At 40.0% G+C, this 14,149-nt stretch carries 17 protein-coding genes and 1 pseudogene; all 18 read left to right on the top strand.

What is annotated here, in order from left to right; translation table 11 throughout:
- A pseudogene (locus ACEWB7_RS15510) lies at positions 1 to 135 on the top strand (IS4 family transposase); the annotation flags it as partial.
- 316 nt (positions 136 to 451) lie between these two features.
- Entirely contained in the window at positions 452 to 3,058 is a 2,607-nt protein-coding gene (gene acnD, locus ACEWB7_RS15505) for a Fe/S-dependent 2-methylisocitrate dehydratase AcnD (RefSeq protein ID WP_312308456.1), read from the top strand.
- Between the two features lie 159 nt (positions 3,059 to 3,217).
- Positions 3,218 to 3,439: a hypothetical protein gene (locus tag ACEWB7_RS15500; protein ID WP_125279096.1), complete on the top strand. Its 222-nt coding sequence runs from the start codon at positions 3,218 to 3,220 to the stop codon at positions 3,437 to 3,439.
- 6 nt (positions 3,440 to 3,445) lie between these two features.
- Positions 3,446 to 4,405: a hypothetical protein gene (locus ACEWB7_RS15495; protein ID WP_312308461.1), complete on the top strand. Its 960-nt coding sequence runs from the start codon at positions 3,446 to 3,448 to the stop codon at positions 4,403 to 4,405.
- 56 nt (positions 4,406 to 4,461) lie between these two features.
- Positions 4,462 to 4,659 carry a zinc ribbon-containing protein gene (locus ACEWB7_RS15490; RefSeq protein ID WP_257229525.1) on the top strand — a complete coding sequence of 66 codons (198 nt, stop codon included), beginning with the start codon at positions 4,462 to 4,464 and terminating at the stop codon, positions 4,657 to 4,659.
- A 120-nt stretch (positions 4,660 to 4,779) separates the two neighbouring features.
- Positions 4,780 to 5,358 (top strand): DUF4126 domain-containing protein, encoded by a 579-nt coding sequence (locus ACEWB7_RS15485; protein ID WP_125279098.1) that lies wholly within the window; start codon positions 4,780 to 4,782, stop codon positions 5,356 to 5,358.
- A gap of 195 nt (positions 5,359 to 5,553) precedes the next feature.
- Positions 5,554 to 5,760, top strand: coding sequence for a hypothetical protein (locus ACEWB7_RS15480; RefSeq protein WP_125279099.1), 207 nt, complete (start codon positions 5,554 to 5,556; stop codon positions 5,758 to 5,760).
- Positions 5,761 to 5,888: 128 nt separating this feature from the next.
- Positions 5,889 to 6,110: a hypothetical protein gene (locus ACEWB7_RS15475; RefSeq protein WP_004785142.1), complete on the top strand. Its 222-nt coding sequence runs from the start codon at positions 5,889 to 5,891 to the stop codon at positions 6,108 to 6,110.
- Positions 6,111 to 6,259: 149 nt separating this feature from the next.
- A complete protein-coding gene (locus ACEWB7_RS15470; protein ID WP_125279100.1) occupies positions 6,260 to 6,508 on the top strand; it encodes a DUF6868 family protein in 249 nt (82 codons plus the stop codon).
- Between the two features lie 125 nt (positions 6,509 to 6,633).
- Positions 6,634 to 7,347: an SIMPL domain-containing protein gene (locus ACEWB7_RS15465; RefSeq protein WP_005237113.1), complete on the top strand. Its 714-nt coding sequence runs from the start codon at positions 6,634 to 6,636 to the stop codon at positions 7,345 to 7,347.
- A 746-nt stretch (positions 7,348 to 8,093) separates the two neighbouring features.
- Complete coding sequence (locus ACEWB7_RS15460; protein ID WP_125279101.1) at positions 8,094 to 8,549, top strand: hypothetical protein; 456 nt, start codon at positions 8,094 to 8,096, stop codon at positions 8,547 to 8,549.
- An 87-nt stretch (positions 8,550 to 8,636) separates the two neighbouring features.
- Positions 8,637 to 9,302: a pseudouridine synthase gene (locus ACEWB7_RS15455; protein ID WP_125279102.1), complete on the top strand. Its 666-nt coding sequence runs from the start codon at positions 8,637 to 8,639 to the stop codon at positions 9,300 to 9,302.
- Between the two features lie 568 nt (positions 9,303 to 9,870).
- Positions 9,871 to 10,815 carry a DUF4041 domain-containing protein gene (locus ACEWB7_RS15450; protein ID WP_125279103.1) on the top strand — a complete coding sequence of 315 codons (945 nt, stop codon included), beginning with the start codon at positions 9,871 to 9,873 and terminating at the stop codon, positions 10,813 to 10,815.
- Between the two features lie 236 nt (positions 10,816 to 11,051).
- A complete protein-coding gene (locus tag ACEWB7_RS15445) occupies positions 11,052 to 11,447 on the top strand; it encodes a ribonuclease E inhibitor RraB (RefSeq protein WP_034171734.1) in 396 nt (131 codons plus the stop codon).
- A 239-nt stretch (positions 11,448 to 11,686) separates the two neighbouring features.
- Positions 11,687 to 12,133 (top strand): SRPBCC domain-containing protein, encoded by a 447-nt coding sequence (locus tag ACEWB7_RS15440; protein ID WP_411580952.1) that lies wholly within the window; start codon positions 11,687 to 11,689, stop codon positions 12,131 to 12,133.
- Positions 12,134 to 12,258: 125 nt separating this feature from the next.
- A complete protein-coding gene (locus tag ACEWB7_RS15435; protein WP_034705280.1) occupies positions 12,259 to 12,597 on the top strand; it encodes a zinc ribbon domain-containing protein YjdM in 339 nt (112 codons plus the stop codon).
- A 115-nt stretch (positions 12,598 to 12,712) separates the two neighbouring features.
- Entirely contained in the window at positions 12,713 to 13,075 is a 363-nt protein-coding gene (locus ACEWB7_RS15430; protein ID WP_125279104.1) for a 5-carboxymethyl-2-hydroxymuconate Delta-isomerase, read from the top strand.
- Positions 13,076 to 13,465: 390 nt separating this feature from the next.
- Positions 13,466 to 13,909: a YybH family protein gene (locus ACEWB7_RS15425; RefSeq protein WP_125279105.1), complete on the top strand. Its 444-nt coding sequence runs from the start codon at positions 13,466 to 13,468 to the stop codon at positions 13,907 to 13,909.
- Positions 13,910 to 14,149: the final 240 nt, after the last annotated feature.

Here is a 14,149-nt window from a genome sequence, read left to right as displayed (position 1 = left end):
AGTTTATTTCGCTACGGTTTGGACTATGTTCAAATGGCTATTCTACGTTTGATTGGTTTTGGAAAAAAAGAAGAATTTAAGAAAGTGCTAGCAATTTTAAGAAAGAAAAAGCCTGATAGGACAAGGATCCTATGAAATTTGTCGTGTACAGAGGAAATTTATACTTAAAGTGATTCTAATAAATCGATTATTTTTTATGCCTTTATCCCCATCTCATACTAAAGAATGAGACAGATTTAGGCCTATTTTTCAGAAAAAATGCAATTTAGAGTCAAAATTCTAAAGTATGGGTCAGTAATTTTGGTAAAAATGCCATTGTTGTTATTTAAGCTTTTGAAAATTATAAGATTTGGGAAATGGACTTTCGACAGCGTACAATGCCTTTATTAAAAAACAAGTCATCAAGATATTTTGATGAATAAAAAGAGTAATGAAAGAGGGCAGGCAAGCTATGAACAATAACTACCGGAAACCGTTGCAAGGTACCCAGCTGGAATATTATGACGTGCGTCAAGCCGTAGAAGATATTCAGCCAGGCGCATATGCCAAACTTCCTTATACATCTAAAGTGCTGGCTGAGCAGCTAGTACGCCGTTGCGACCCTGCGATTTTAGAACAGTCTTTACGTCAACTGATTGAGCATAAACAGGAACATGATTTTCCTTGGTATCCGGCGCGTGTAGTGTGTCATGACATCTTAGGGCAAACAGCACTGGTCGATCTTGCCGGTCTGCGTGATGCAATTGCTAATCAGGGCGGTGATCCCTCTAAAGTCAATCCAGTGGTTCCAACGCAGCTGATTGTCGATCACTCGCTAGCAGTGGAATACGGCGGCTTTGACCCAGATGCATTTGAGAAAAACCGTGCGGTAGAAGACCGCCGTAATGAAGACCGTTTCCATTTTATTGAATGGACTAAAACTGCGTTTGAAAATGTCGATGTGATTCCTGCTGGTAATGGCATCATGCACCAGATCAATCTGGAAAAAATGTCACCCGTGATTCAGAACCGCGATGGTGTGGCATTTCCGGATACCTGTGTGGGGACAGACTCTCATACCCCACATACCGATGCATTAGGCGTAATTTCGGTTGGTGTTGGTGGTCTGGAAGCTGAGAACGTGATGCTGGGCCGTGCATCGTGGATGCGTCTGCCGGATATTATTGGGGTAGAACTGGTGGGCCAACGTCAGCCGGGCATCACCGCAACGGATATCGTTTTGGCCTTAACTGAATTCCTGCGTAAGGAACGTGTGGTTGGCGCTTATCTGGAATTCTTTGGTGAAGGTGCAGACAGCATGTCAGTGGGTGATCGCGCCACGATTTCCAATATGACCCCGGAATATGGTGCAACTGCGGCCATGTTTTATATTGATCAAAACACCATTGATTATCTGACGCTGACTGGTCGTGAGTCTGAACAGGTGAAACTGGTTGAAACCTATGCCAAGGAAGTAGGTCTGTGGTCATCTGAAATGATTCAGGCAGAATATCCGCGTGTACTGCGTTTTGACCTATCGACTGTCACCCGTAACATCGCTGGTCCATCCAATCCACATGCGCGTGTATCAACGTCTGACCTGAAAGAAAAAGGCATTACGGGTGTGGTAGAAAACCGTACTGATGGCTTAATGCCAGATGGTGCAATCATCATCGCGGCGATTACCTCGTGTACCAATACGTCTAACCCACGTAATACCGTGGCAGCGGGCTTATTAGCGCGTAAAGCTAATGAGCTGGGTCTAGTGCGTAAACCTTGGGTGAAATCATCATTTGCGCCAGGTTCTAAAGCAGCAGCATTGTACTTAGAAGAAGCGGGTGTCCTCAAAGATCTGGAAAAACTCGGCTTTGGTATTGTGGCCTATGCATGTACCACCTGTAACGGGATGTCTGGCGCGCTTGATCCGAAGATTCAGCAAGAAATTATAGACCGTGACCTGTACGCGACAGCGGTATTGTCTGGTAACCGTAACTTTGATGGCCGTATCCATCCATATGCGAAGCAGGCATTTTTAGCATCTCCACCGCTTGTTGTGGCTTATGCGATTGCCGGTACGATCCGCTTTGACATCGAGAAAGATGCCCTAGGCACAGACAAAGATGGCAATCCGATTTACCTGAAAGACATCTGGCCATCGGATGAAGAAATTGATGCTTTGGTGAAAGAGTCCGTGAAGCCAGAGCAATTCAAGAAAGTGTATATTCCAATGTTCGATCTGGGTGAGCGTGAGCAGGCAGCAAGTCCACTGTATGACTGGCGTCCGCAAAGTACCTATATCCGCCGTCCGCCATATTGGGAAGGAGCTTTGGCTGCACCACGTACTCTGGCAAATATGCGTCCGTTAGCAATCCTTGGCGATAACATCACTACCGATCATTTATCTCCATCAAACGCGATTGTGTTGGATTCAGCAGCGGGTCAATATCTGGCGAAAATGGGCTTACCTGAAGAAGATTTCAACTCTTATGCCACGCACCGTGGCGATCACCTGACTGCACAGCGTGCAACCTTGGCGAATCCGAAGCTGTATAACGAAATGGTGGTACGTTCTGACGGCACCATCAAACAAGGTTCCAAAGCGCGTGTAGAGCCGGAAGGTGAAGTGATGCGTATGTGGGAAGCGATTGAAACCTACATGAACCGTAAGCAACCGCTCATCATTGTTGCAGGTAAAGATTATGGTCAGGGTTCAAGCCGTGATTGGGCAGCAAAAGGTGTGCGTCTGGCAGGTGTAGAAGCGATTGTGGCTGAAGGCTTTGAACGTATTCACCGTACGAATCTAGTCGGTATGGGTGTACTTCCACTTGAGTTTAAGCCGGGTACAGATCGTAAAACTTTGAAGCTGGATGGTACTGAGCTATATAGCGTAATTGGTAATATTGCGCCACGTTCAACTTTGACTCTGGTGATTGAGCGTGCGACTGAAGATGGCAAAAAACAGACCATTGAAGTGCCAGTAACTTGTCGTTTGGATACGGAAGAAGAGGTTTCTGTGTATGAAGCGGGTGGGGTATTACAGCGCTTTGCGCAGGACTTTTTAGAAGGAAATGTGGCTTAATTTTTCTAGTTACTAGTAAAAATCTCCCCTAACCCCTCTTTTCTAAAGAGGGGAACTCCCTCCTTTTTTAAAGGAGGGTTGGGGTGGATTAAAGTTGTTGAAATTGTTTAAAAAACGCTCTAATGTGAATTGGGGTGTTTTTTATTTGGGGAAATAATGATGGAAATTTATAAAGATATTGATCGTGATTCAAATATCACTAACTATGAGATCGGTGAAACTTATATAAGAGTGAAATTTAGAGAAACTACTAAAATTTATCAATACAGTTATAGCAGTGCAGGCATTGAAAAAGTGGAGCGTATGAAACAATTGGCTCAGGCTGGAGATGGTCTCAATTCTTATATTAAATTACATGCAAATAGTCTTTATGAAAAATAAAAAAATATGAAATTTAAAAGTAAAAATTTAAGAGCAATCGCAGAGTGCATCATAGGCGATAAAAATTATTTTAATTATAAAAGTAGTATGTATATTTCAGAATTTTTTGAAGACTGTGATTTACCTTTTAGGCATGATGGTTCGACACGTTGGGCGTGGACATCAGACAGATTGGTGGAATTGTTAGAAGAGCCTTGTCCACCAAATATGTTACCACCGAGATTCGTGCATGTATTAAGAACCTTAATGCATAAATCTGAAGCTACAGAAGATGATCCTCAACGTATCAATGCACTCATTGAGCTAAACAAGCCTTTAACTAGAGAAGGGTTTGAGGCTTTTTACGGTGAAGACAATAATTTATATATTAGAAATTTGAGTAATAATCAGACTATAAAACCTGTTGAAAATCCGCACCGAATTTTTTCAGAAGTAGAAATTAAAAAAAGAGAGCAATTAATAAGTTATTTAGAAAAATGCTCTGAAGATCAACTTATTGAAAATATATTACTGCCATTATTTCGAATTTTAGGCTTTCAAAGAATAACTGTAGCTGGACACAAAGATAAAGCATTGGAGTACGGTAAGGATATATGGATGAAATATACTTTACCTACTCAACATATAATTTATTTTGGGATACAAGTAAAAAAAGGAAAGTTAGATTCATCTGGAGTTTCTAAAGTAGGAAACCATAATATTGCTGAAATTTATAACCAAACTACAATGATGTTAGGGCATGAGATCTTTGATCCAGAAACTAATAAAAGAGTTTTAGTTGATCATGCTTATATAATTGCCGGCGGTGAAATTACCAAAGCCGCCAGAAATTGGTTAGGTAATAAATTAGATGCTAATCGTAGAAGTCAGATCATTTTTATGGACAGAGATGATATTTTGAATTTATTTACAGTAAATAGTATTGAAGTACCTAAATTGGACTCTAATTTTACCGATACATTTTAGAAATATTACTTCGCCCAAACGACACTATCATTTACAAAAATGGACAATAGACATTCATCACAACAGAGTTATACTGCTTAGACCATTTTCTAAAACAACGGAGAACAAAGATGGTTACAGCTGGCTCAAAACCGGGAACAGGTTTCTATTTTTGTGTTCAATGCGGACATCGCGTCTTCTTAGAAATTGGTACAGACCGACTACCACCGTGTACCAAATGCCTCGGCACCCAATATAACGATAAGGTTGCCTAAGCACACGATATTCAAAACAGAAGATCCTGTTTTAAATAAAAGCCCTATCACCCCATAGGGCTTTTTTGTTAGCGTATAATTTACATTATAAAAATGGCTTAAATCTCAAGGGCAAGCAGCATGGAAACAATCCTCGGTTTATGTATCGGTATCGGCTTGAGTGCAGCCTCTGGTTTCCGTGTTTTTGTGCCTTTGCTGATAATGAGTATTGCCGCATTGATGGGCTGGTTTGAACCGATGACCGGTTTTGAATGGCTGGCCATGCCGGCAGTCTGTCTGGCTTTAGCCATCGCGACTATCTGTGAAATCGCTGCGTATTATATTCCCTGGGTGGACAATGCCATCGATACGATTGCAACGCCTGCAGCCATACTGGCCGGAACTCTGACAACGATGGCTGCCAGCAGTGGAGAAATGTCCCAGTTTGCAGCTTGGGCCGCAGCGATTATTGTCGGTGGCGGAACAGCAGGGGCCGTGCAAATGAGCAGTGTTGCAGCACGCGGACTCTCAACTGCTACCACAGGCGGTGTTGCGAATCCCGTACTCTCAACCGGAGAATGGATCGGAGCTATTCTGTTATCCATTCTGTCATTACTTCTGCCAATACTAGCTGCCTTGCTGGTCGTAATGCTAGTCATCATGGCGATTCGCTGGATACGTCAAAAAAAGAAAATCAAGCTAGAAAATTCCGCCTTATAAGAGTCAGATAAATAAATATTTATCACTAATTCTTAATGAAATATTTGCTTAAAGAAAGGTTCTCATCTTGTTCATTAAATTGCTTGATTTTTATTCAATAAAGACATAATTTTATTATGGGATTGCAAAAGACATAATTTTTGTATGGTTTTTTGGTGGTTGAACTTTATAAAAATAATATTAGGGGAACTGTGAATGATTAAATTTATTGTAGATGAACAAGAGTCTGCCCAAGGCGTGCACTATATTCATAACGCAACTGAAGGCTGTGAAGACCTGCCAGAATTTGATAACCAGATTCTGATTGGATATTTTGCTAATTATGATCTGGCTTATAAACGGGCAAGAATGAACTGGTCGAGGGAGAAAGTAGAGGGCTGTCAGAAGTGCTGTACAGAATGAGATTTATAGACATATTGGGCGTCATTTAAAACCCGCTATACAGTGGGTTTTATCATTTATTCTGTTTGAAAATTGATCAATTTGACCCCATATAAAACTATAGGTTTATTATGTTTAGGGCTGCTCAATTGCAACATTATCTTGATCTCAATCATGACTCGGGTGTGGCCAATTATGAGATTGGCAATGAGTTTATTCGGGTTCAATTCAAGAAAACCTCGAAAGTGTATACCTATAGCTATAGCAGTGCTGGCTATCAGCATGTGGAAAATATGAAACAGCTGGCCCAGTATGGCGATGGCTTAAATGCCTATATCAATCATCATACCCGTCATCTGTTTGTACGCTAAAAAGTGATCGCTGGAAGTTAGAACTGAAACTTTTAGCTGAAAATATTTAAACCATTTCCATTTAGATCACAGATACAAATCAGTAGTTCCTGAGGATTTGATTGATCTGTTAACTTAATGATAGATGGCTCTACAGGCAGGGAATCACTATGGATCTCGATTTCTGGTGTCGGTTTTTACTTTATACATTGGCTTTGAATTACAGCATTTTAATGCTCTGGTTCTTGCTGATTGTCTTTGCACGAGACTGGGTGAAACAACTGCATGGTCAATGGTTTCAGCTCTCAGATCTAACTTTTGATGCTATTCATTATGGCGGCATGGCCCTCTATAAAGTTGGGATATTCCTGTTCAATCTGGTTCCGCTGATAGCCATATATTTGATGGGGAACAGTTAGGAGATAAAACTTTCTCAGGTTTTAAGAATAAATAAAACTGATAGTCGCATCAGCATTACACAGAGCAGTTAATACGCTTAAAATGCTCGCAATAAAATAACAATATGGAAAAGGAGTTCAGATCAATGAATCAGTTTAAACCCGCCTTGATTTTAGGGGCTTTGATCGGCTTGGGAATGATTATCGCCGGATTCATTTTGGGCAATAGTGCGGTCAAGATTAAACAATATGAGCGCATTGTTTCCGTAAAAGGTTTATCGGAACGTGAGGTTAAAGCCGATGTTGCAGTCTGGCCCATCCGTTTTAGTGGCGGCAGTCAGGATCTGACCGAACTGTATGACACCATGGAGCTGCAAACCCAGCAAATTCAGGCTTTCTTAAAAGGTGAAGGTTTTAAGGCAGAAGAAATTACCACCGGTTCTCCAGTCACTACAGATAAATATGCCCAGCAATACGGCGGTGATGCCAATGTTGCCTTACGTTATACCGCGCATCAGACCATTACGGTTTATACCCACAATATTGATGCAGTCCGTGCAGCGCAAACCCGTCTGGTCGCTCTGGGTAAAAAGGGCATTGCTTTTGGTGGTGATGATTCCGGGCAAAGAACCGAATATATCTTTACCAAACTGAATGACATCAAACCAGCGATGATTGAAGAGGCCACGCAAAATGCCCGCAGTGTGGCAGAAAAGTTTGCCGCGGATTCTCAAAGCCGTCTTGGGAAAATCAAGACTGCCAATCAAGGTCTGTTTAGCATTGAGGATCGTGACAGCAATACGCCTTATCTAAAGAAAGTTCGTGTGGTTTCTACAGTGGATTATTATCTTGCGGATTAAATGGCTGGAAAACTAAAAATAGCGGTTTGAAAAATTTAGAGCAGAATGAAGTTTTAAATGAAGATAAATTCCAGTAATTTTACTCTTTCTGCAATAAAAGATCTTTATTTTGAGGTAAAAGGTAAAAAATTCTTCTATAAATATATTTAAAGAAAAATATTTTCAAAAACTGGGAAAATTAAAAAATCTTAGGAAATTAATTTTACCGCAGCTTGGCTACTATATATCTCAAGGGTGTGATGGGATCGAAAAGAGTAGCATGCTGTGAGTGGCGCAAAACGCGAGTGCAGTACGAACCCAAAAGGTCTCGATTCGGCTTAGGACGCTATAGACCAAAAGTTTATAGGCTATAAGATCATTTCTTACAAAGAGTGATAGTTGAAGTAAACCATCAAGATGTTTTCCCAACACCCTCAAAATTTTCTCCTCTCATAAAAACAATCTTCTCCTCCAAACTGTTGAATACCTTCCTTACCCAGTCACGTATATTCTTCCTAAATAGCTGTAAATTCATTTGAGATTCAAATAAATACTATTTTAATCACATATCTAATCTATTTTATTTACAGCCTATTGCTTTCAATTATCCTTTATTTAAATACTATTCTAATGTCACCGGTTGTTTATAAGTATTTGATATAAATAATTTAGAATATAATATGTTTAATATTTGCTCACAAATTATATCCTTGAAAAATAAAACAGAATGCTATGATAATTTTGCATATAAGAAAGGGGCACGTCCCATGAAAAAATATGAATTAGAAATCAGTTATCCGCATCAGGAAGAAGACGAAGCAGAGCAGCTAGGCAGCTTATCGGCAGAAGAAATTCTCTCTACTTTTAAGTCCATTAACTGGCAACAGTTACGGATTTTACAATTACAAATGCAAGCCGCCATTACCACATTTACCGTGACAGACCCCGATACTGAACAGTCGATCCAGATCACGCTGAATGAACTGGCGCCCTCAGGTCAGCTTGAGTTCAGGCTGGAAAGTGATATTGAAGTCGAAGCTCAACATAAAATTCTGGGACTATTTAGCCTGAAGAACAAAGACTATGTGTCATTTCGCAATCTGACTATGTCACAGGTTCAGCAATATCTTATGACATTCTTAAATGAAGATCTCGACAGCCTGAAAACCCAGTATCAGTCAGGTCATTCAGTATCTCCCATCAGTGCAGCGTCCAAAGCTTAGTCGGGCATTGATTCTATAACAGGGCTGGATTGACAGTATTCACTGACATTGTTATTTTGCGCGTTTTCTCCTGAATGCTTACAGCACATGCCTATTAACGACAACTTTGTCTACGCGCCGCCTCAAGACCCATTGCATATTCTGTATGAAGATGATGATCTAGTCGTCATTGAAAAGCCGGCCGGTTTGTTGTCTGTTCCGGGACGTTTGCCTGAGCATTATGACAGTGCTTATCTACGGGTACTAGAGCGTTATCCGAATGCCAAAATTACCCATCGTCTGGATATGGCGACGTCTGGTATCCTGATGTTTGCCAAACATCGCGATGCTGAAGTGGCGGTCAGCAAAATGTTTCAGGCACGTACAGTCAGCAAGCACTATATTGCGCTGGTACAGGGAGAAATTCAGACCGAGGGCAGTGTCGATGTACCTTTGATTACTGACTGGGAAAATCGCCCACGGCAAATGGTACATTTTGAACTGGGTAAAGCCGCTAAAACACTATATCAACGGCTGGAATATCTGCCTGAGCAAGATATCAGCCGGGTATTACTAACGCCAATTACCGGACGTTCACATCAGCTCAGAGTCCACATGCTGCATATCGGTCATCCGATTACGGGCGATAAAATCTATCATCCGGAACCAATGCGTAGTCCTCTTAATCGCATGGCCTTGCATGCCAGTGAACTGACTTTTACTCAACCCTTGAGTGGTCATAAAGTTGAAATTCTTGCACCTGCACCATTTTAGTAAAATTTAAGCATTCAAAAAATGAGTATCGATTCTGATAAATATTTAAATTTCGGTAAGATGCAACAGAAATGTCAGAATTTATTTCAATCGTCGGAAAATTATCGAGTTGAATTTAAGCAGTTTTCTAGAAAAATTATGTTCTGAATCATGTCTTATCAAGTAATGATTTTTTGAAATTAAAAAAGTGTACCCGGAAAAATTTCAGGAATCATCTAAGGGACTTTATCACTTTATCTTTAGTTTAACTGTTTGATCTATCTATTTTTACTCAGTTTTTATCAAGATTTGCAGTCTCTCAGGGGTTTGTTCTTATAAAATTCGATATAAAAATAAAAACCCCTTTAATTGATTATCACCAACAGATTCATTTTAAGTAAATTGATAGGCATAAAAATATTAAGGTTTTATAGGTGAAAAATCATTTAAAAGATCAATTATATTAAATAGTTATGGTCATTTTTTATCTTTGATTATCATCATTAAATTATGCAAAATAACTTTAAAACATCATAAATTTTTAATTTTTTAGTGCCTATATATGGTGCGAGGGGTAAGGAACAGGATGATGCTAAGTGGCGCGCTCTTTGTTCTCTCAAGTGTTTTAATTATTGTATTGCTACGGGTATTCAATAGCCTGAAATTATCAAGAAACAATATTCAGTCTCTACAGGAAAATCTGGATCATTCACGCAGTAAATTGGCTGATTATGAAACACAAGTTGATGAATTAAATTATGAAATGACCCAGCTACGGATGCAGTTGGGGAGTGCCAGAACTGAACTGAATAAATATAAAAAATATCAGGATATCTGTGACATCGAACAATACATTATTAACCGCAGCTTGCAGGCTGAAAATTTCGTAGAAGTAACCAAGCTTGATGCTTCCATTATGCTGGATGATCTCAAAGCCTATATCGCTCAGGTCAAAGCATATTTACAGAGTTTACAGGCTCAGGCCGAAGCTGATATTGAGCAGCAGGCCCGAAAAGCTTTACAGGCTTATTATCAGCAGGCCAAAGAACAGCAGCGACTGCAAGAAGTAGTTGAGGCTCTCGAGCAGAAGATCAAGGGCTATCAACATGGTTTTGATCTGCCGGTCACGCAGCTTCTGGATCAGCTCATTAGTGGCTACAACGATACTGATGCAGCTCGGCATTTACTGACTATCAGAACACAGATTGAGCAAGCCAAAGAACAGCAGCAGGTGGCCCGCTGTAACTATGTCGATGAAGATCGTCGCAAGAGCACCATCGAGATTTTGAGTCTGGCATTTAATAGCAGGGCAGAATTCTATTTGTCCCAGTTAAATACTCATAATCTGGGAGAAATGCTGCAATCCTTAAAAGATGATTATCGCCTGATGAACTATAAAGGACAAAGCTTGAGCCAAGCCATGATTCAGGAGTCTTATCTGAACTTACGTCTGGAAGAGCTTAAATTCGCCGCCATTTTACTCGAGCTTCGACAGAATCAAGTGTCTGAGCCATCTGCAGTGATCGCTTCCTAACTCCAATTAAAAAAGACAAATCAACCGATGAAATTTTTTAATCTGCAGATTGATACGTAGGTATTTTTAATTAGATGAAAATGCAGCTTTTTTTCTCAAATTATTAAATTTATATTTATAAAATTCAGCTGGTTATTTAGAGAAAGTTAATTTTTTTTCATATTCTGTACTCGATAATTCAAATAAAATAAGTTAAGCTGAATCGAATAATAAAACATCATAATAAGGATATCTCTATGGCACGCGATTATGACAAATTCCCTGACGATGAAAATGGTCATGTACTGTGGCAAATGTATCAGGATGGTGATGATCTGCAGGACGACCATGAAATTGAATTCTCGATAGCCTTTAATAGTGAAGAACAGGCTGACCGCTGTGCATTGCACTTGCTTAAAGAAGAACAAAAGATAAGCCTATATCAGGATGAGGAGAGCGATACGCTGGAATGGACAATTACTATTCATGTCTATATGCAGCCTACCTATGAAAATATTGTCGATCTGGAACAATGGTTTACCAGAATTGCCGCTGAATTTCAGGGTGAATATGATGGCTGGGGCTGTATGGCCTATGTCTATGATGATGAAGGCGACCCGGAAGAGGGCGAAAGCAAACTGCGTAGCAGCTAATCAAAATTTCCTTATTCAAGCCCGGTTAAGCCGGGTTTTTTATCGCCTGCGGTATTGATCGGGTCAACTGTAGTTTTTTGTTATACATCCTATAAAATGGATAGATAACAATTATATTTAGGCCGTACAGTATGTTGGGCAGTTATTTAAATACTGAGGCCGACGAGATCGGGATGATCCGTCCGAATAATAAATAAAAATAATCTTTCAGTAAGAACAAGAAAAAAAGGTAGGCTGAAATGAGTTATACCCTAAAAATGCATCGCATATTCAGTGCGCCACCGGAACGGGTGTACCGGGCCTTTATTCATCCAGATGCTATTGCAAAATGGCTGGCACCGCATGGCTTCACTGCCAGAGTTGAGCATGCCGAAGTCAAACCGGGAGGCAGCTATAAAATCACCCTGACCAATTTTGCTACAGGTACCCAGCATCATTTACATGGCACCTATCATGAAGTTATTCCCAACCAGCTACTGCGCTATACCGATTGCTTTTCTACACCTGAAGTCAAAGGTGAAATTGAAGTCACGCTCATCTTTGAAAAAGTGTCTGTAGGCACCAGCCTGCATATTATTCAGGTGGGTTATCCGGATCTGGTACCGCCATCTGCATGCCACTTAAGCTGGCAAGAGTCATTGCAGCTTTTGTCCTGGCTGGTCAATCCACATATTTTGGATGGTTAAGTTCAGTTAATTAAGTTGAGCGGGAGATCCTTTTAAAGCTTGAGCATGAACCTATCCAAAGATGCTATAATTCAGCTTTAATTTTTTGTTTTTTCTTTTATTTTTTTTATTTTGTCGAGATTGCTATGGCTCTACCACAATGCCCAAAATGCCAGTCTGAATATACCTATGAAGATGGTGACTTGTTAATCTGCCCAGAATGTGGATATGAGTGGAAAGAAGGGGAAGCAACTGAGGAAACCGTGGTCATCAAGGATGCGCATGGCAATCTGCTGGCTGATGGCGACACAGTTACGGTTATTAAGGATCTTAAAATTAAAGGGTCTTCTTCAGTGGTTAAAGTCGGGACTAAGGTCAAAAATATTCGTCTATTACCCGATGCAACTGATGGACATGATATTGACTGTAAAATTGATGGCATTGGCGCCATGAAGCTCAAATCTGAATATGTGAAAAAAGCCTAATACGTTCTTATACGAATGAGTGCTTTCGGTCTTCGGGTTTGAAGGTTTATGCTTCTTCCTCAAACTCGAAGATCAATCTCTTCTGATCACTATATCATGCCTGGATCTATGCTTTATGCCTCACCTTCATCTTGAATATTCAGATAATATTCAGCAGCTCGAAACCCAACATTTAATGTTGGCAATTCATCAGGCCTTATTTAACGCCGGTTATATTAATGACCCGAATGATTTAAAAAGCCGGGCGATTGTACAGCAAGATTTTGTGATTGGACTAGAGCAGAAGACAGATCAGGCTTATGTGCATGCTAAAGTTTCTCTCCTGACTGGTCGTAGTCTGGACATTCGTCAAGCAATTTCCAAGCTGGTACTTCAGGTCATGCAGCAGCACATTGTCTCGCAGCCAGGGCTAAAGATTCAGCTCTGTGTTGAAATTCTGGAAATGGACAAAGAAACTTACACTAAAGCTATTATTTGAATTTTTTAGATTGAAGTGAGGACTAGGAAATGAAGTTTTCCTAGTTCCTCTCTTTATCTTGAATGTATAAGAACTTAATAAAAAATTGAGAAGTATCAAAGCAATTTTGAAATATAAAGAACGATAAATAAAACTAGAGCATAAAAATTTAAATAATCAGTTAAAATTCACCTGATGATTGCAGTTGATCAGAAAATTTTGCCTATGATTAAAAAAATGGTGTAATTTTAGGTATTAGGTCACACTTTTGACCTGATCTATGGGGGATGGGTAAAACCAGGACCCATCCACATAATTAAAAATAATGAAAAACAAGAAAGACTGAAAAATGATGAGATGTTTGAAATCTCGGTTTTCAAGTCTGAATAAAACTTTATAGAGAGGTATTCAATGAAAATAATAGGGGAAGAATGTCTGGCTCAGGAAGTCAGGACATTTTTACAAAAATGGGATCAAGCTATTTGTTCACTTGAATTCAGCGAAATTCGTCAACTTTGCCGACCAGATGTCTGTCTGATTGATATTAGCTCCGAACTGAAAGGGATCGAGGCTTATCAGGCTGCATGGCAACAGTACCGCCCATATATGCGCAACAAAGGTATGCGCGTTGAACGGCAGGAGGTCACCATTCAGGTCAATAATGATATGGCTTTTGTATATGGTTATGTCCGGATTACCTATGCGGCGATGGAGCGATATTTTCCTTTACAATGGTGCCGCTTCAGTATGGTCTTGAGCAAGCAGCAAGATCAGTGGCAACTACATTATCAACATATTTCTGTCCCTGTTCAGGAGAAAACTGAAAAACTGCGTCCTGTGAAATTGGCAGGTTAAGGCGCAAGTTTTAAATTTCATTGAAACAAGGTCACCACGTCTATTTGTCCATTCATGAAAAGAAATCGCCATAAAAAAGCCTGAAATGATTCAGGCTTTTTTATTTAGGGAAGTGTCCCGTCCTGAAATAAGTTTACACCTTAAGAGACTTATTTTATGGAACATGCACAAGAACAACGAGTTAAACGCACACAACGTGATTATAGCTTCGCCTTTAAAATGATGGTTGTACATGAAGTA

Source organism: Acinetobacter sp. NIOH-H-8 (genome assembly GCF_046635365.1).
Taxonomy (GTDB): domain Bacteria; phylum Pseudomonadota; class Gammaproteobacteria; order Pseudomonadales; family Moraxellaceae; genus Acinetobacter.
The sequence above is the reverse complement of the archived record's forward strand: the minus strand, read 5'-3'. Positions and strand labels throughout refer to the sequence as shown.